Here is a 16,742-nt window from a genome sequence, read left to right on the forward strand (position 1 = left end):
GGGCCACAGAAGGAGACAGCCTTGAGCGACATCAGCCAGCTTGGCCACCACATGGACATCGAACTCACCTCGCAGCCGGAGATGTGGGAACGCGCCATTGCCCAGTCCAGGGCCGAGAGCCTGCTTCCCGCGGACGGCCTGCGCGTTGCGGTCGTCGGCTGCGGCACCTCGTGGTTCATGGCCCAGGCCTACGCCGCCGCCCGCGAATCCGCAGGCAAGGGCGTCACCGACGCGTTCGCCGCCTCCGAGGCCTTCATCGCCACCCGCGACTACGACGTGCTGGTGGCCATCACCCGCTCGGGAACCACCTCCGAGGTCCTGGAGCTGATCGGCCAGCTTGACGGCTCGATCCGCACCGTCGCGGTCATCGGCGACACCACCTCCCCGATCGTGTCCAAGGTCGACGCCGTCGTCGAGCTGCCCTACGCGGACGAGCAGTCGGTCGTGCAGACCCGCTTCGCCACCACCGCGCTGGCATACCTGCTCACCAGCGTAGGGGTCGACCTGACTGCGGCGGTTGCGGATGCCCGCGCCGCCGTCACGGCCGAGACCCCGAAGGAACTGATCGACGCCGAGCAGTTCACCTTCCTGGGCCGCGGCTGGACCATCGGCCTGGCCCACGAGGCGGCGCTGAAGATGCGCGAGGCCGTGCAGGGCTGGACCGAGTCCTACCCGGCCATGGACTACCGCCACGGCCCGATCGCCATCGCCGCACCGAACCGCGTCACCTGGATGCTGGGCGAGGAGCCCGAGGGCCTGGCCGGGGACATGGTGCGCACCGGCGCCCTGTACATCAACAACGACGTGCACCCGCTGGCCGAGCTGGCGCGCATCCACCGGGTCACCCTGGACCGCGCCCGCGCCCGCGGCATGAACCCGGACACCCCGCGCAACCTGTCGCGCTCGGTCATCCTGTCCGAAGACTCCTAGGGAACCGACCGGGAGTGCCGCACACCATGAACGCTCCATACCTGCTCTTTGACGTTGGAGGCACCGACATCAAGACGGCGCTGTCCGACGATGCGGGAAACCTGTTGGGCATCCGCCGGGTCCCCACCCGGCGCGGCACTCCCGATCCGGCCGCCTCGCTGATCGACCAGCTCCACGGCCTGGGAACCGGCCTGATGGCCCAATCGCCCCTGGTCATACCGCAGGCCGTGGGCTTGCTGGTCTGCGGAATCGTCGACGAGGACAGCGGGATCGGGGTCTTCTCCTCGAACCTCGGCTGGCGCGATGCTCCGCTCCGCCAGATGGCTTCCGAGGCCTTCGCCCTGCCGGTGGGCTTCGGCCACGACGTTTCAATGGCCGGGGCGGCCGAACTGCGCTACGGTGCAGGCGCAAACCTGGGCGCCAAGGTGCGCAACGCGGTGATGCTGGTCATCGGCACCGGGATTGCCGCGGCGCTCTTCGTTGACGGGCACGCCGTCTCGGCCGGAGGCTACGCCGGGGAACTGGGCCACGCCGCGGTTCCCGGCGGGCTCGACTGCGCCTGCGGCGCCCATGGGTGCCTTGAAACCATTGGCTCGGCCGGTGCCATTGCCAAGCGCTACACCCAGGCCAGCGGCAAGAGCGTCGAAGGCGCCCGCGAGGTGCTCGTGGCCATGGAGGCCGGGGACCCGGTGGCCGCACGCATCTGGGACGAGGCCGTGGAGGCCCTGGCCTTCTCCATCGCGCAGCTCTGCTCCTCGATTGCACCGGAAGCGGTGATCATCGGCGGCGGGCTTGCCCAGGCCGGCGAGGCGCTGCTTGAACCGCTGCGCGGCAAGGTGCGCGACAAGCTCTCCTACCACCGCGAACCGCTGATCGTCCCGGCCCGACTGGGCCAGGACGCCGGCCTGCGCGGCGCCTACCTGAAGGCAGCCGAAGCCAGGGAAGTGCACCAGTGATCCTGACCATTACCCCGAATCCCGCCGTGGATGAAACCTACGGCCTCAAGGCACTGGATGTCGGAGGGACCAACCGCGTCGATGCCCCGCGCCGTCGGGCCGGCGGCAAAGGCCTGAACGTGGCCCGCGTGCTGCACTCCCGGGGCCTGCCCGTCATCGCCCTGGCCCCCGTGGGTGGCGCCAACGGCCGGGAGTTCGCCAGGGAACTGGAAACCGCCGGCGTCGCCCACTCGCTGGTCCACGTCGCCCCCGAGACCCGGCGCAGCATGGCCGTTGTCGAGCACGGCACCGGGCGCACCACGGTCCTGAACGAACGCGGCGGTGCCCTGGACGGTCACGAGTGGGACTCCCTGCGGGCACAGGTCATCGCGCTGCTGGACCAGGGAGCCACCGTGCTGGCCGCCTCGGGATCGCTGCCCGAGGGCGCGGATGAGGACTTCTACCAGTGGTGCGTGCGCGAGGCCGCACGCCGGAACATCCCCAGCATCATCGACACCTCCGGCCCCGCGCTGCTGGCCGCCGCGCGCGCCGGAGCCACGGTGCTCAAGCCCAATCACCATGAGCTGGCCGAAATCACCGGCACCGATTCGCTCCAATCCGGTGCCGCGATCCTGCTGGAAGCCGGCGCCCGGCACATCTACGCCAGCGCCGGGGAAGAGGGGCTCTTCCACTTCGGGGCCGATGCACCGCGGCAGTGGCACGGCGCCCGGCTGCCCGAACCGCTGGTGGGCAACCCCACCGGGGCCGGGGACGCGGTGGTCGCAGCCATCGCGGCGGGCCTGCACCTGGACGAGGACCACGCAACGGTGGTACTGCCGCGGGCCGCGGCCTGGTCGGCCTCCGCGGTGCTCATGCCCACGGCCGGGGAACTGCACCCCTCCCACCCCGAGCTGGCCCAGGCCCTGGTGCTTTCCTCCTCCGTGGCGCCCTAAGGCGCACCCACCCACTTTGAAAGGACGCACCCACCGTGCCCCTGGTCAACACCGCTGAAATCATGAACGCCGCGCGCGCCGCCAATATCGGCCAGGGCGCCTTCAACGTCGTCCACCTGGAAAGCGCCGAGGCGCTCATCCACGGCGCCGAGCTCGCCCAGGCCCCGGTGATCCTGCAGATCTCCGAAAACTGCGTCAGCTACCACGGCTCCCTGGAGCCCATTGCCTTGGCATCCCTGGCCGCCGCCCGCAATGCCGGCGTCCCGGTCGCCGTGCACCTTGACCACGCCGAATCCGAGGACCTGGCCAAGGCCGCGGTCGATTTGGGCTTTGGATCGATCATGTTCGACGGCGCGCACCTGGACTACGAGCAGAACGTCGCGGCCACCCGGCGGGTGGCCGCGTACGCCCACGCGGCGGGCGTCTACGTCGAGGCCGAGCTGGGAAAGGTCGGCGGCAAGGATGGCGCCCATGCGCCGGGCGTGCGCACCGACCCCGATGAGGCGCGCGCGTTTGTCCAGGCCACGGGCGTCGACGCGCTGGCCGTGGCGGTCGGTTCCTCCCATGCCATGCTTGACCGCTCCGCCGCCCTGGACATCGATCTGATTGCCCGCATCCGCGCGGCCCTCGAGGTGCCGCTGGTGTTGCACGGGTCCTCCGGCGTCAGCGACGAGAACATCGTGGCCGCGATCCATGCGGGCATGACCAAGATCAATGTCTCCACGCACCTGAACGGCTTCTTCACCCGGGCCATCCGCGAATACCTTCAGGAAAACCCGAGCGTCGTGGATTCGCGCAAGTACCTGGCCCGCGGCCGCGAGGCCATGGCGAAGGAGAGTGCCCGCTTGCTGCGCCTCTTTGCCGGGGATTCGATCTAGACCGACCCCGTTCGCCGGCGCCTTTCCCGGCGCCGGGAAGTCCGTCGAGCCCGAAATCGAGGGCCGGTCGGGGCAAAACCGTGATCCGTCTGAAATGTATCGGCTTTGTGACCCAATCTGCTTGACCACGTGTCCGTCGTCACACCATAATCATGGGTGTATGTACTTTATTGATCGTTCTAAATGTAAATAAAGCACATAACATCATTCTTGTCGTTGTGACATGTCAAACGATCACATCGACCCCATGGAACGAGGATCAATGAAAAAGCGCAATCTCCGAGGAGCGGTCGTTGCCGGTGCTGCCGCCGCCGCACTGCTGCTGACCTCTTGCGGCTTTGGCGGGGGAAACACCGACGGAAACGACGATGCCAACTCACCTGGCGCCGTCACCACCCTGGACATGATGGTCCCGAGCTACTCCGACGGCACCAAGGCCCTCTGGGAAAAGGTCATCAAGGATTTCGAGGCAGCCAACACCGACGTCAAGGTCAACCTTGAAATGCAGTCGTGGGAAAACATCGAAGGCGTGCTCAAGACCAAGATCCAGGGCAACAAGGCACCGGACATCTACAACGGCGGAGCCTTTGCCGAGTTCGCCGCCGAGGGCCTGCTCGCACCGGCCACCGACATCGCCTCAGAGGCAACCGTGGCCGACTTCCAGCCGTCCTTTGCAGAGAACGAGAAGGTTGACGGCACGCAGTACGGCCTGCCGCTGATCGCCTCGGCCCGGGCCCTGTTCTACAACAAGGCCCTGATGGAAGAGGCGGGTGTCACCGAGGTTCCCAAGACCTGGGACGAGCTGCACGACGCGGCCCAGGCCATCAGCGACAAGACCAAGTCCGACGGCTACGGCATGCCGCTGGGCAGTGAAGAGGCCCAGGGCGAATCGCTGATCTGGTTCGCCGGCAACGGCGGGAACTTCGGCGACGCCACCAACATCGCCGTCGACACCCCGGCCAACGTCGAGGCCGCAGAGTTCATGCAGAAGATGATCAAGGACGGCGTCACCCAGAAGGACCCGGGCGCCACCCAACGCACCCCGATGCTCAACACCTTCATCCAGGGCAAGCTCGGCTTCGCCTACGGCCTGCCGCAGACCGTGGGACAGATCAAGACCGAGAACCCGAAGCTTGAATACGGCATCGCACCGGTGGCCACCAAGTCAGGCGAACCGGCCACCCTGGGCGTTGCAGACCGCCTGATGTCCTTCAAGAACGATGGTTCCAAGGCCGGCGCGGTCAAGAAGTTCATGGACTACTTCTTCTCCGCCGATGTCTACACCGACTGGGTCTCCACCGAGGGCTTCTTGCCGACGACCAAATCGGGCTCCGAGAAGCTTGCGGGCGACGAAACCCTCAAGCCGTTCCTGGACATGCTGCCCAACGCGGTGTTCTACCCGACCACCAACCCGGCCTGGAACGCCACCGACGGCGCCTTCAAGTCGTTGATGGGCCAGATCGCCACCGGCAAGTCCGCCTCGGATGTCCTGAAGGAAATCCAGGCCAAGGCCGACGCGGCCAAGTAGCCGCACCGCCCTTCCGCCAACCCAACCACGCGACGGGGCCCACCTGAACCAACGGGTGGGCCCCGTCGCATGGCCGGGCCACAGAATTTCCACCCCGTCACGCAGGAGAACCCCCATGAGCGTCGCCACCGCACCGAAGCGCACCACCAAGCGCTCATCCGCCCGGGAAGGGGGATCGTTCCTTGCCGCGTTGCCGTGGATCGGCCCGGCGCTGTTGCTGATCCTGGCGATCGTGGTGTTTCCCGCCGGGTACATGATCTACAACTCCACCCGAAAGATCTCGCAGGTCGGAACGGACCTCAAGGGCGTGGGCCTGGACAACTTCGCCAAGGTCTTTGCCGACCCCGCGCTGCCGCGCATCCTGCTGAACACCGTGGTCTGGGTCGTGGTAGTGGTGGCCTTCACGGTGCTGATCTCCCTGGCGCTGGCCCAGTTCCTGAACAAGCCCTTCCCCGGCCGGACCCTGGTCCGCATGGCCGTCATCGTCCCCTGGGCCGCCTCGGTCGTCATGACCACCACCGTGTTCTACTACGCGGTGGACCCCAACTACGGGATCTTCAACAAATTCCTCACCGACATCGGCATCCTCGACGGGGGCTTCGGCTTCACCAAGAACGCGGTCCCGGCCATGGCCGTGGCCATCGTGGTGGCCATCTTCGTCTCGATCCCGTTCACCACTTACACGATCCTCGCCGGCTTGCAGGCCATCCCCAACGAGACCCTAGAGGCCGCCCGCATGGACGGCGCCAACCGCTGGGGAACCTACCTCTTCGTGATCCTGCCGCAACTGCGCGGCGCCCTGGCCGTCGCGGTGCTGATCAACATCATCAACGTCTTCAACAACCTGCCGATCCTGAAGATCATCACCGGAGCCATCCCCGGCTACAGCGCCGACACACTGATGACCTACATCTTCAAGGTCCTGCAATTCGACCGCCGGCTGGACATCTCCTCCGCGCTCTCGGTGGTCAACTTCGCGATCGTGCTGGTCATCGTCGCGATCTACGTCAAGACCGTCAAGCCCATGAAGGAGGTCTAGAACAATGTCGTTCCTGGTTACCGAAGACCGCGCCTCCCAAAAGACCGTCATTTGGCGGATGATCGCCGGACTTGGCGTCGCCGCCGTGTTCCTGATCCCGTACGCGGTGATGCTCATCGGCTCGCTCAAGACCCGCTCCGAGATCCTGGCGATCCCGCCCAGCTACATGCCCCGCGAGGGCGCCCAGTGGTCCAACTACCTCACCATGTGGGACACCCCCGAAACCCCGGTGGCCTACAACCTCATCTCCACCATCGTGATCTCGCTATGCGCCACCTTGCTGGTGCTGCTGGTGGCCACCCCGGCCGCCTACTACACCGCGCGCTTCAAGTTCCCGGGCAAGATGGTCTTCATGTTCCTGGTGATCGTCACCCAGATGCTGCAGCCGGCGGTGCTGACCGCGGGCCTGTTCAAGCAGATGCTCGCGATGAACCTGTACGACACCTGGCTGGCCATGATCCTGATCAACGCGGCCTTCAACCTGGCCTTCGCGGTGTGGATCATGCACTCCTTCTTCGCCTCGGTGCCCAAGGAAATCGACGAGGCGGCCCAGATCGACGGGGCCGGGAAGCTGCGGGTGCTGTTCAGGATCAACCTGCCGCTGGTCTGGCCCGGCATCGTCACCGCGGTGATCTTCACCTTCGTGTCCTGCTGGAACGAATTCGCCGCCTCGCTGGTGATCCTCTCCACCGCGGAGAACCAGCCGCTGTCGGTGGCGCTGACCAGATTCGTGGGCCAGTACTCCACGGCCTGGCAGTACGTCTTCGGCGTCTCGATCGTGGCCATCATCCCGGTGATCGTGCTGTTCATGCTCATTGAGAAGCGGCTGATCGGCGGACTGTCCGCCGGAGCTGTAAAGTAGGTTTCCGTGCCCGCGTCCCGGACGCCAACTCGGTTGTGACATGGCCTTGCATCGCCCCGGCGGAACCGGGCCATGGGGACCGAAGGCCCGGGATCCGCAAGGGGGCCGGATACGGCTCCAACCAGACACATGACGACAGACGGGTGCAAGGGTGAAACGCGAAGAACGCCTCAACACCATCCTCGAACTGCTTTCGCGGTTCGGGAAGATCGAGGTCGATGAGATCGTGCGCAGGCTCGCGGTCTCCCCGGCCACCGCGCGCCGGGACCTGGACTCGCTGGCAGCATCCTCGCTGCTCTCGCGCACCCACGGGGGAGCGGTGTCCAACACCGTGGCCTACGACCTGCCGGCGCGCTACCAGAAGGAAGACGCCGCGGTGCAGAAGCACGCCATCGCGGTGCTCGCAGCCTCCCTGGTCACCCGTGACATGGTCGTGGGACTGTCCGGGGGCACCACCTCGAGCGCCATCGCCACGCAGCTGGGGATGCGCCGGGACCTGGTCGACGACTCCGGGCGCACCACCTTCACCGTGGTGACCAATGCCGTGAACATCGCCTCGATGCTGGCGGTGCGCACACACGTGAAGGTCATGGTCACCGGGGGAGTGCTCAACCCCAGGTCCTACGAGCTGGTGGGCCCCTTTGCCGAACAGACCCTGGAGAAGGTCACCCTCGACGTGGCCTTCGTGGGCATCAACGGGCTGGAGGCGCACATCGGCCCGACGGTCTCGGACGAGTTCGAGGCATCCATCAACGACCTGATGATCCGCCGGGCCCGGCGCAGCTACCTGGTCTGCGACTCCTCGAAAATCGGGCACAGCGCCTTCGCCACGCTGACCCGTTCGACCTTCAGCGCGCTGATCACCGACGGAGGGATCACCGAGGAGCAGAAGCGCGATCTGGTGGAAGCGGGCATCCCGGTCATCGTTGCCGACCCGGGGGCCGGCGGCCTTTAGCCGGTAGCCTCGGCAGCGGCCAGCAGGCGCGGCCCGATCTTTTCCACCAGCGCGGCCAGATCCCGTCCGGGGTCCAGCGACGCGTCGTACACGCTTTCCAGGGCCATGGCGCCCAGCCAAACCCGGGCGCGCCACGCCGCATCCGGGCCCGGTGCGATGGCGTCGATGGCATCCGCGCCGTGCCACATGGACAGGTAGGCGGTGTTCAGCGCCGGATCCCAGGCGGAGGCCAGGTCCCAGTCGATGATTCCGCGCAGCGTACCCTCGCTCCAGCGCATGTTGTGCCCGGCCAGATCCCCGTGGACCAGCGAGGCGGGCACCGATGCAAAATCCCCGATGGTGTCCAGGACCCGCCGGGCGGCCCCGGCCAGATCGGCGGGCAGCGCCGCCAGCGCCGCGTCGGCCTTCTGCCCGGTCCATGGTCCGCGGAAGGAAAACGGCGGCGCCAGCAGGTGGGCGATCGGCCCGAGGTCCACGACGGCAAGTTCCTCCAGCACCGCGCGCAGCGCGGCCGGATCGCCGGTGTGCGGCGGATGCGCGGCGCCCGGGACATAGCGCTGGACGACGGCGGAGAACCCCGCGCCGTCCCACACCTCGCTCAGGGCGGTGGGCAGCAGGAAGCTGAACCGGCCCGAGAGCGCCTCGATGAGGTCCACGCATCGTTGCATCTCCCGGGCGGCGCCGGGTGTGCGGCTCATGCGCATCACCGCCTCCCCGGGGGCCACCAGCACCAGGTGGAACTGTCCTCCCTCGTCGACGTGCCCGGACTTCCAATTCGGACCCGGGAACAGGGCGTTGGCCAGCTCGTATTCACGGGGCAGCGCTTCTCTACTCATCCTTCCATCCTTGCAGGTCAGCGGGTGTGTGGGCACACAGGCCCAGCACGTAGGATCGAAGGCATGAGCCCAAACGCGTCGGAGAACACCGCATCCAGCGAGTCCCTGGGGCGCACCGGCCCCGAGCCCGTAACCCGCCGCGGGCTGAAGATCGAGTTGCTGATTGTCCTGGGGCTGTCCCTGGGGCAATCGGGCATCTACTCGATCGTGAACCTCATCGACAAGATGACCCGGGCACCGCTGGGCTCGCAGACCACCTCGTTGAACAACTCGCTGAACCAGCGCCAGTACTTCGACTTGACCTACCAGTTGCTGGATATCTTTTTTGCCCTGGTGCCGGTGATGCTGGTCTTCTACCTGCTCTGGAGGATTCCGGGAGGCAATCCCTTTGCCCGGCTCGGCTTCGATGCGGCCAGGCCGTTGCGCGACCTGGGGTGGGGAGCCGGATTGTTTCTGGCCATGGGGCTTGGAACCCTGGGCGTTTATGCGGCCGGCCGGGCCCTGGGGCTGACCACCATCATCGTGCCGGCGGCGCTGGACGACTACTGGTGGACGGTTCCGGTGCTGGTCTTCTCCGCGATCCGCCACGGCATCCTGGAAGAAGTCATTGTCGTCGGATACCTCTTTGAGCGCCTGGGGCGCCTGGGCTGGGGCAAGTGGCAGATCATCTGTGCCAGTGCCGTGCTGCGCGGCAGCTACCACCTGTACCAGGGGATCGGCCCATTCATCGGCAACGTCGCCATGGGAGTTGTTTTTGGCTGGGTGTATTCCAGGAAGGGAAGGGTTATGCCCCTGGTGATCGCCCACGCCTTGCTGGACATCGCAGGGTTCGTCGGTTACGCGTTGCTCGGCCCGGCCATTGGGCTGGGCACGTAAACCACGGTTTGATGACGTTTGATGCAAAGGCTTGAGTTCCTGGGCAACCCCATTAGGCTCGGGGGAAGCCGGCAACCGCGCCCAAGGCGCGCTTTCCGGCCGGACGCCCGGCGGCAGGAGCCCGGCGCATCGAGCAAGGAGCCGGACATGCCCAATCCCATGAGCGCGAAGACGATGTTCCGGCTGGGATTGCTCCTGGGGATCGTCGGGGTGCTCTTCTACGTCGTCCTGACGCCGCTGCTGGGCTGGGCGATCACCCGGTTCAGCTTCTACAACGCCGCAATCACGATGCTCGGAGGGCTTTTCTCGCTGCTTCAGCAAGGCACGTTCTTTGGTGGCCTGTTCCTGATGGCGGGATCCTTCGTGGTGCGCTCCGCCGAGGAAGCCGTGGCCGGGGTGCGTGGTGGCGGAACCCCAAGGCCAGGGTCCTGCGATGGCTGATTTCCCGCCCCGGACACCGGCACCGAGGGAAGATCCCCGCACGCACGACGGCTCCCACGCCGACCTTGGAAAGGCGGGAGACACATGCCCGGGCCCCTGAGCTCCCAGGCCATGTTCCGGCTGGGACTTGTGATGCTCGTGGCGGGCGCGGCCTACGCCCTGATGGGAGACCCGATCGCCAGCTGGTACTACGGCTCGATGTTGCCGGGCGCAGTGATTGTCCGCGCGCTGACCACATGCCTTCAACTGGCGTTGTTCTTGGGAGGCCTGTTCCTGGCCGCCGGATCGGTCGCTGCCAAGCACTTCGAGATCCTGAAGGACGAACTGCTCAATGCCGCCGAAGGCAACGCATCCGGTGGCGGGACCAACCAGTAACGAAGCAAGGCGGGGGCCGGCCGGTTGAACCGGCCGGCCCCCGCCTTGGCGGAGAGTCCTGCGACTGCGTGGTTAAAGGGTGATTGAACCCTTTGGCGTTTCAAAGGTCACCGAGAGGATTCCCGGTGTCCCGTTGGGAGCCTGCCAATCGACAGCGACCTCGCCGACGGGCAGCTGCTCGGGCTGTCCGAGCCAGTCGGCAACGCGTTCGCTGGAACCGGCAATGCTGATCGAGGAGATCTTGCCAACCGGTTCCAGGGCCTTTGACGGATGCAGGTCCTCGGTTCCGTCATCCCAGCGCAAAAGGTAAGGAACCTGCGGATCGGCGATCAATCCATTGATGCCGATCTGGCGCCAGGTCAGTTCCTGCCCATCCGGGAATTTCCGGTTGCCCGGAACGGATCCGCGGCCCAGTCGTTCTTCCGCCGGAGCCAGGTCGTCAACCGCAACGCACCAGCCCATCCATCCGCCACCAAGTTCGGATCGGGCGCGAACTGCCTGGCCAAACGGCGCCTTGTCAGACGACGGGTGGTTCAGGACTTCAACAACTTCCAGGTACTGGCCATTCTTCAGCGGGAAGATGACATTGCGCGTACCAAAACGTGGGTGTACACCGCCCTTTACAGATTCGAGTCCAAGGGCCTCGCCGATCCGAGCGGCAGTAGCCGCGAGGCCGTCGGGTCCACAAGCGTAAGTTACATGGTCCAACCTCATCATGTGCCTATCATGGCACTTTGTGATCTGGCTCTCGACTTAGGACTGCCTAACTTGCATCTTGGCTGTCCGTTCGGGGTAAGCGCAGGAGCGCTGTGCAGTCCAATCGACTTGTCACAATTTGAGACGTGGTTGCGGACTTGCGGCGCCGTGGGCCAGACTTATTGCCAAGGTCATGAGTTTCAGCAAAAGGCCCCGGCTTGCTGAACGGCAACCCTCCACCGCGGTGGGGTGCCCCGGGTGAAGACCAGGCCCCACGTCAAAAAGACGCGGGACAAGCGCGGGAATGCCCCAGCACACCAACGACTCCATCACGGAGCCGGCCATGGGCATACCCCAGAATCCTTGAAGGGGAAGAAATGTCTAACGACTGGTCCTTTGAAACACGCCAGATCCACGCAGGGCAGGAGCCCGACGCCACGACCGGCGCACGTGCACTGCCGATCTACCAGACCACCGCCTTCGTGTTCCCGAGCGCCGAGACCGCCGCGGCACGTTTCGCCCTGGGCGACCTGGGGCCCATCTACACGCGCATCGGCAACCCCACCCAGGACGCCGTCGAACAGCGCATCGCCAGCCTCGAAGGCGGCGTGGGTGCGCTGCTGCTGGCCTCGGGCCAGGCGGCAACCACCTTCGCGATCCTGAACCTGGCCGAGGCCGGCGACCACATCGTGGCCAGCCCCAGCCTCTACGGCGGAACCCAGAACCTGTTCAAGCACTCGCTGCGCAAGCTCGGCATCGAGGTCACGTTCGTCTCGGAACCCGATGACCTCGAGGGCTGGAAGGCCGCCGTCAAGCCAAACACCAAGGCCTTCTTCGGCGAAGTGGTTTCCAACCCCCGCCAGGACGTGCTCGACATTGAAGCGGTCTCCGCGATTGCCCACGAGGCAGGCGTCCCGCTGATCGTCGACAACACCCTGTCCACCCCGTACCTGATCCGCCCCATCGAATGGGGAGCGGACATCGTCGTGCACTCGGCGACCAAGTACCTCGGCGGGCACGGCACCGCGATGGCCGGAGTCATCGTGGACTCGGGCAACTTCGACTTTGCCGCCGACCCGGAAAAGTTCCCGGGCTTCAACACCCCCGACGAGTCCTACAACGGCCTGGTGTACGCCCGGGACCTGGGTGTCAACGGAGCCTTGGGTGCGAACCTTGCCTACGTGCTCAAGGCCCGCGTGCAGCTGCTGCGCGACCTTGGCTCGGCCGTTGCCCCCTTCAACGCCTTCCTCATCGCCCAGGGGCTCGAGACCCTCTCGCTGCGCATCGAGCGACATGTCTCCAACGCCGTGGAAGTGGCCCAGTGGCTCGAGGCCCAGCCGCAGGTGGAACGCGTCATCTATGCCGGCATCCCCTCCAGCCCGTGGTTCGAGCGCGGACGCAAGTACGGCCCCAAGGGAACCGGCGCCATCGTCTCCTTCGAGATCTCCGGCGGCCGCGAGGCCGGCCAGGGCTTTGTCGACGCGTTGAAGCTGCACTCCCACGTCGCCAACCTGGGGGATGTGCGCTCGCTGGTGGTCCACCCGGCCTCCACCACGCACTCCCAGCTCACCGAGGCCGAGCAGGTCGCCGCGGGTGTTTCCCCGGGCCTGGTCCGGTTGAGCGTGGGCATCGAAAACATTGCAGACATCATCGCCGACCTGCGCGGGGGCTTCGAGGCCGTGGCCTCGCTGGGCGATGTTGAGCTGCAAGCCGCCCGGTGAGCGTGGAGACCAACGTGGTGCTCTATGACGCAGAAACCGCCGCGGCGCCGGACCGCGTGTCCGACGGCATCCTCCGGCATCTGCACACCGGTCCCTACACCTTCGAGACCGGTGCAACGCTTCCGCAGATCGTGCTGGGTTACGAAACCTGGGGCACGCTGAACGCCGAGGCGACCAACGCCGTCTACATCGCCCATGCGCTGACCGGAGACAGCCACGTGGCCCGCGGCGCATCGACCGAACCCGGTTGGTGGGACGGTTTCGTGGGCCCGGGCAAGACGGTGGACACCAACCGCTACTTCGTCGTGGCGGCCAACATGGTCGGCGGCTGCTCCGGTTCCACCGGTCCGGCCAGCCTCGACCCGGAGGGCGTGCCGTGGGGATCCCGCTTCCCCTTCACCACGATCAAGGATTCGGTGCGCCTGGAGGTGCGGCTCGCCGATGCCCTGGGCATCAAGGCCTGGCATACCGTGCTGGGCGGTTCGATGGGCGGGGCGCGTGCCCTGGAGTGGGCCGTGGAGTTCCCCGAACGGGTGAAGAACTGCGTGGTGGTGGCTGCCGCCGCCGAATCCTCGGCCGAGCAGATCGCCTTTGCGCAGGCGCAGTCCGCGGCCATCAGGTTGGACCCGGACTTTGCCGGGGGCGACTACTACGCCAATGAGCGCGTTCCGTCGGCAGGCCTGGGCATCGCACGGCGCATTGCCCACATCACCTACCGCACGGCAGCTGAACTGGATGTCCGGTTCGGCCGTGCCCCGCAGGGGGCCGAGCAGCCGGTGGCCGGCGCCGGCCTGGATCGGGGCCGATACCAGGTTGAGAGCTACCTGGACCACCAGGCCGACAAGCTGGTGGGCCGCTTCGACGCCAACAGCTACCTGGTGCTGACCGAGGCCTTGATGAGCCACGATGTCGGCCGCGGGCATGGATCGCTCCGGGATGCCCTGGGGCGGCTCGAAGAAGTGAATTTCCTGGTGGGTGCCGTCGACTCGGACCGCCTCTACTGGCCCGAGCAGTCCGAGCTTCTGGCCAGGATGCTGCCGAACCCGTGCGAGGTCAAGTACATCACCTCGCCGATCGGCCACGACGGATTCCTGACCGACATCGAGCAGCTCAGCGAGCCGCTCAAGCGGGAGATTTTCAGCTGACGCAACCTCGCCCGCACATCCGCGGCGGGGGCAGGCGGCCCGGGGCTCGAAGAAGTGAAACCTTCTTCGGGCCCCGGGCCGCCTTTCTTGCCTTCAGTCCTCGGTCAGGATCTTCATCCGCGCCCGTTGGTGCTCCTCGGGCGTGATCACCCGGCGGGCCAGCAGGTCCTCGAGCTCGGCCAGACGCTGTTCGCGGCTTTGCCTGGGTGCCAGCATCTGCGACTTCGCGGCGCGGACCGCCAGTTCGGTTTGCAGGGTGAAGGGATCGAGGCCCGCGTTCTTGCTGGCCTTGTAGTTCCGGACGGCCACGAAGACGATGAATCCGATCACCGCCACAAAGGCGACCGCGAAGAGCACGCCGAAAACGCCGAATCCAACCACAAGGTCGTCGAAGGGGTTTGAATTGCCAAAGGGGTCGGGTTGCACCATGCCAAAGTCGACAATTTCCTGCCCGTCCAGGGACTCCTCGGTGAAGTTCATGTGTCAACCGTTCTCTTGGGGCCGGCCCGCGGGGTCGGCGGACATTCTTCGCTTTGCACCAGTAGATCACGGGGCAGGGATCTGAGGCCCTCAGGCCGGGAAACGTTTTCCTACCGTGACCTCACCTTTGATGGTTGCCTGCCGTTCTGCTGTCGATCCTTCGGGCCCCTAGATCGCCGGGCCGTTTCCCAGCGAGTCGTTGGGCGGCTGCATGGTGAATGTCGTGGCCAGCGGGCGCTTGGCCGAGATTCCATCGCCCGAGGACTGGTGCCGGATACGACGCAGGACCCAGGGGGCCAGGTGCGTGCGTGCCCAGATGAAGTCGTCGCGCCGGGCTTCGCGCCAGTTCTTGACCTCGGTCTCGCCCGGCTCGAGGTGCTGCAGGTCGTGTGGCACGTTCAGCGCGTCCAGGGCCATGGCCGCAATCGTGTGGTGGCCCAAGGGGGAGAAATGCAGGCGGTCATCTGCCCACATCCGCGTTTCGTGCAATTCGCGCAGCGACCACAGGTCGGCGACCACCGCGTCGTAGCGTGCGGCGATGGTGCGGACGTTTTCGTTGTAGATCGCGACCTTGCCCCGAATACCCCCGAGCATCGGGGTGTCACGGATGTCGGGTCCGGTGAAGAGCAGGATGGTGGCGTTCGAGGTGGCCAGGATGCGCATCAAGGCATCGAGCTTGTCGGCAATGGCATCCGGGTCCCCGCCGGGCCGGATGACGTCGTTGCCGCCGGCGCAGAGGCTGATGAGATCGGGCTTGAGCTCGAGGGCCGGGCCGGCCTGTTCGTCAAAGATCTGGTTGATGAGACGGCCTCGGATGGCCAGGTTGGCGTAGGCAAAGTCGTCAATGCCGTGGCTGAGCTGTTCGGCCACGCGGTCCGCCCAGCCGCGGTACCCGCCGGGGCTCTGTGGGTCGGCATCGCCGATCCCCTCCGTGAAGGAATCGCCCAGGGCCACGAAGCGTCGCCAGGGATGAAGGGCGGAGCCGGGTGCGGTTGTTTCCGTCGAAGGGGTCTCACTGATGTTGTTCACCATTTATTCCTACCAAAGAATACGTAAGTTACCAAGGCGTAGGTTTCTTCCGGATTCCCCCGGGAAGGCGGATTTCTGCTTGACTGGTCGGGTGAGTGAAACAAGTTGGAACCCCACTGTCATTTGGTCCCGCCCGGAAGCCGAACGTGCCGGCACCCCGCTTTTGGTGCTTCTGCACGGTTACCTGTCCAATGAAGAAGACCTGATGGGCCTGGCTCCCATGCTGCCCGAGGAGTTCACCGTGGTATCGGTGAGGGCGCCCCAGGCCTTGGGCCCCGGGTACACCTGGTTCCCGCTGATGCAGGACCTCGACTACTCGTTCGATGCCGTCAAGAAGGCCATCGCCGACCTGTGGGAATGGCTCGAACCTGTTTCCAAGCAGCACTCCTCGGTGAGCCTGCTGGGCTTCTCCATGGGCATGGCCGTGGCCACCTCCCTGCTGCGCCACCAGCCCCAGGCGTTTTCCACGGTCATTGGCCTGTCGGGATTCGCCGTGCCGGAGGAGGGCGAAGGCTTCTTCCAGGACGAGGTTCTCAAGGGCATGAAGAAGCCGGTGTTCTGGGGACGCGACCAGGCCGACCCAGTCATCACCCAGGACAAGATCGAATACACCCACGCCTGGGCAACCACCGACGTGCACGTCACCAAGGTTCTCTATGCGAACATGCTCCACTCGGTCAATGCGCAGGAAATGGCGCACGTCCATGAATTCCTCAGCCACGTCGTGCTCAAGGGTGCCTCGATCTAGCGCTTCCGGCGCCTGTCGGGCTGAAGACGTAAACAAAACCTCCTGCTTGCCGTGAACCATTGGTGCAAGCAGGAGGTTTTTGTGCTCGGCCCACGCCGTGGACTGCGCCCTCGATTGGCCGATTGCCGTGCTGCTGTTCATCGGTTTCGCGTCCGAGGCAACTCGCTGGTGCGTCCGCTGGAACGCATGGGGGCCGTTGGGCCGCGGCCAGGGCAGGCAATGTACCCGAGCCCGCCGCACCGGTGTGCGCCGGGCGCACCACCGGAACCCGGGTGAACTCGGGCCAGGGCCTGGTCGCCGGGACATCGGCCGCCG

At 66.1% G+C, this 16,742-nt stretch carries 18 protein-coding genes and 1 riboswitch; of the genes, 14 read left to right on the forward strand and 4 right to left on the reverse strand.

The window, feature by feature from the left end:
* Positions 1–51 precede the first annotated feature (51 nt).
* From FPY90_RS19495 to FPY90_RS19530, 8 genes are all read left to right on the forward strand, one after another.
* Entirely contained in the window at positions 52–930 is an 879-nt protein-coding gene (locus FPY90_RS19495) for an SIS domain-containing protein (RefSeq protein ID WP_498685627.1), read from the forward strand.
* Positions 931–956: 26 nt separating this feature from the next.
* The gene (locus tag FPY90_RS19500; RefSeq protein ID WP_498682881.1) at positions 957–1,886 is read left to right on the forward strand and encodes an ROK family protein; all 930 of its coding nucleotides are present in this window, start codon (positions 957–959) and stop codon (positions 1,884–1,886) included.
* Positions 1,883–2,818, forward strand: coding sequence for a 1-phosphofructokinase family hexose kinase (locus FPY90_RS19505; RefSeq protein ID WP_498682883.1), 936 nt, complete (start codon positions 1,883–1,885; stop codon positions 2,816–2,818). Before FPY90_RS19500 ends, FPY90_RS19505 begins: the two co-directional genes overlap by 4 nt.
* Positions 2,819–2,853: 35 nt before the next feature.
* Complete coding sequence (locus tag FPY90_RS19510) at positions 2,854–3,696, forward strand: class II fructose-bisphosphate aldolase (RefSeq protein WP_498682885.1); 843 nt, start codon at positions 2,854–2,856, stop codon at positions 3,694–3,696.
* Between the two features lie 262 nt (positions 3,697–3,958).
* Positions 3,959–5,224, forward strand: a complete 1,266-nt coding sequence (locus FPY90_RS19515) for an extracellular solute-binding protein (RefSeq protein ID WP_498682887.1) — start codon at positions 3,959–3,961, stop codon at positions 5,222–5,224.
* Positions 5,225–5,339: 115 nt separating this feature from the next.
* Entirely contained in the window at positions 5,340–6,263 is a 924-nt protein-coding gene (locus tag FPY90_RS19520; RefSeq protein WP_071215585.1) for a carbohydrate ABC transporter permease, read from the forward strand.
* A gap of 4 nt (positions 6,264–6,267) precedes the next feature.
* Positions 6,268–7,125, forward strand: a complete 858-nt coding sequence (locus tag FPY90_RS19525) for a carbohydrate ABC transporter permease (protein ID WP_498682890.1) — start codon at positions 6,268–6,270, stop codon at positions 7,123–7,125.
* 151 nt (positions 7,126–7,276) lie between these two features.
* Entirely contained in the window at positions 7,277–8,080 is an 804-nt protein-coding gene (locus tag FPY90_RS19530; RefSeq protein WP_071215586.1) for a DeoR/GlpR family DNA-binding transcription regulator, read from the forward strand.
* Here FPY90_RS19530 and FPY90_RS19535 read toward each other — a convergent pair.
* Positions 8,077–8,916 carry a phosphotransferase family protein gene (locus tag FPY90_RS19535; RefSeq protein WP_498682892.1) on the reverse strand — a complete coding sequence of 280 codons (840 nt, stop codon included), beginning with the start codon at positions 8,914–8,916 and terminating at the stop codon, positions 8,077–8,079. The two genes, FPY90_RS19530 and FPY90_RS19535, sit on opposite strands and share 4 nt — an antisense overlap.
* A 63-nt stretch (positions 8,917–8,979) precedes the next feature.
* Here FPY90_RS19535 and FPY90_RS19540 point away from each other — a divergent pair, with 63 nt between their 5' ends.
* From FPY90_RS19540 to FPY90_RS19550, 3 genes are all read left to right on the forward strand, one after another.
* On the forward strand, positions 8,980–9,792 hold the full coding sequence (locus FPY90_RS19540; protein ID WP_498682894.1) for a CPBP family intramembrane glutamic endopeptidase: 813 nt from the start codon (positions 8,980–8,982) through the stop codon (positions 9,790–9,792).
* Positions 9,793–9,939: 147 nt separating this feature from the next.
* Positions 9,940–10,233 carry a hypothetical protein gene (locus tag FPY90_RS19545; RefSeq protein ID WP_498682898.1) on the forward strand — a complete coding sequence of 98 codons (294 nt, stop codon included), beginning with the start codon at positions 9,940–9,942 and terminating at the stop codon, positions 10,231–10,233.
* Between the two features lie 84 nt (positions 10,234–10,317).
* Positions 10,318–10,608, forward strand: coding sequence for a hypothetical protein (locus FPY90_RS19550; protein WP_071215588.1), 291 nt, complete (start codon positions 10,318–10,320; stop codon positions 10,606–10,608).
* Positions 10,609–10,680: 72 nt separating this feature from the next.
* Here the strand turns inward: FPY90_RS19550 and FPY90_RS19555 are convergent, their stop codons facing one another.
* Positions 10,681–11,325 carry a VOC family protein gene (locus FPY90_RS19555; protein ID WP_071215589.1) on the reverse strand — a complete coding sequence of 215 codons (645 nt, stop codon included), beginning with the start codon at positions 11,323–11,325 and terminating at the stop codon, positions 10,681–10,683.
* A 168-nt stretch (positions 11,326–11,493) separates the two neighbouring features.
* A riboswitch (SAM riboswitch) is annotated at positions 11,494–11,609 on the forward strand.
* Positions 11,610–11,681: 72 nt separating this feature from the next.
* Here FPY90_RS19555 and FPY90_RS19560 point away from each other — a divergent pair.
* Positions 11,682–13,025: a bifunctional o-acetylhomoserine/o-acetylserine sulfhydrylase gene (locus FPY90_RS19560; protein ID WP_071215590.1), complete on the forward strand. Its 1,344-nt coding sequence runs from the start codon at positions 11,682–11,684 to the stop codon at positions 13,023–13,025.
* The gene (gene metX, locus FPY90_RS19565; protein ID WP_498682901.1) at positions 13,022–14,170 is read left to right on the forward strand and encodes a homoserine O-acetyltransferase MetX; all 1,149 of its coding nucleotides are present in this window, start codon (positions 13,022–13,024) and stop codon (positions 14,168–14,170) included. The genes FPY90_RS19560 and metX overlap by 4 nt, the downstream gene beginning before the upstream one ends.
* Before the next feature lie 93 nt (positions 14,171–14,263).
* Here the strand turns inward: metX and FPY90_RS19570 are convergent, their stop codons facing one another.
* Entirely contained in the window at positions 14,264–14,650 is a 387-nt protein-coding gene (locus tag FPY90_RS19570) for an SHOCT domain-containing protein (protein ID WP_071215591.1), read from the reverse strand.
* A gap of 168 nt (positions 14,651–14,818) precedes the next feature.
* Positions 14,819–15,682 (reverse strand): SGNH/GDSL hydrolase family protein, encoded by an 864-nt coding sequence (locus FPY90_RS19575; protein WP_498682903.1) that lies wholly within the window; start codon positions 15,680–15,682, stop codon positions 14,819–14,821.
* Between the two features lie 88 nt (positions 15,683–15,770).
* Here FPY90_RS19575 and FPY90_RS19580 point away from each other — a divergent pair, with 88 nt between their 5' ends.
* A complete protein-coding gene (locus tag FPY90_RS19580; protein ID WP_071215593.1) occupies positions 15,771–16,427 on the forward strand; it encodes an alpha/beta hydrolase in 657 nt (218 codons plus the stop codon).
* The last annotated feature ends 315 nt before the right edge of the window (positions 16,428–16,742 follow it).

Source organism: Arthrobacter sp. C2, from assembly GCA_024207135.1.
Taxonomy (GTDB): Bacteria; Actinomycetota; Actinomycetes; order Actinomycetales; family Micrococcaceae; genus Paeniglutamicibacter.

Coding starts and splice junctions, on each gene's coding strand:
- FPY90_RS19555 (WP_071215589.1), bottom strand. CDS start 11,325: ATGATGAGGTTGGACCATGTAACTTACGCTTGTGGACCCGACGGCCTC.
- FPY90_RS19560 (WP_071215590.1), top strand. CDS start 11,682: ATGTCTAACGACTGGTCCTTTGAAACACGCCAGATCCACGCAGGGCAG.
- FPY90_RS19525 (WP_498682890.1), top strand. CDS start 6,268: ATGTCGTTCCTGGTTACCGAAGACCGCGCCTCCCAAAAGACCGTCATT.
- FPY90_RS19540 (WP_498682894.1), top strand. CDS start 8,980: ATGAGCCCAAACGCGTCGGAGAACACCGCATCCAGCGAGTCCCTGGGG.
- FPY90_RS19545 (WP_498682898.1), top strand. CDS start 9,940: ATGCCCAATCCCATGAGCGCGAAGACGATGTTCCGGCTGGGATTGCTC.
- FPY90_RS19515 (WP_498682887.1), top strand. CDS start 3,959: ATGAAAAAGCGCAATCTCCGAGGAGCGGTCGTTGCCGGTGCTGCCGCC.
- FPY90_RS19550 (WP_071215588.1), top strand. CDS start 10,318: ATGCCCGGGCCCCTGAGCTCCCAGGCCATGTTCCGGCTGGGACTTGTG.
- FPY90_RS19495 (WP_498685627.1), top strand. CDS start 52: ATGGACATCGAACTCACCTCGCAGCCGGAGATGTGGGAACGCGCCATT.
- FPY90_RS19570 (WP_071215591.1), bottom strand. CDS start 14,650: ATGAACTTCACCGAGGAGTCCCTGGACGGGCAGGAAATTGTCGACTTT.
- FPY90_RS19535 (WP_498682892.1), bottom strand. CDS start 8,916: ATGAGTAGAGAAGCGCTGCCCCGTGAATACGAGCTGGCCAACGCCCTG.
- FPY90_RS19500 (WP_498682881.1), top strand. CDS start 957: ATGAACGCTCCATACCTGCTCTTTGACGTTGGAGGCACCGACATCAAG.
- FPY90_RS19575 (WP_498682903.1), bottom strand. CDS start 15,682: ATGGTGAACAACATCAGTGAGACCCCTTCGACGGAAACAACCGCACCC.
- FPY90_RS19520 (WP_071215585.1), top strand. CDS start 5,340: ATGAGCGTCGCCACCGCACCGAAGCGCACCACCAAGCGCTCATCCGCC.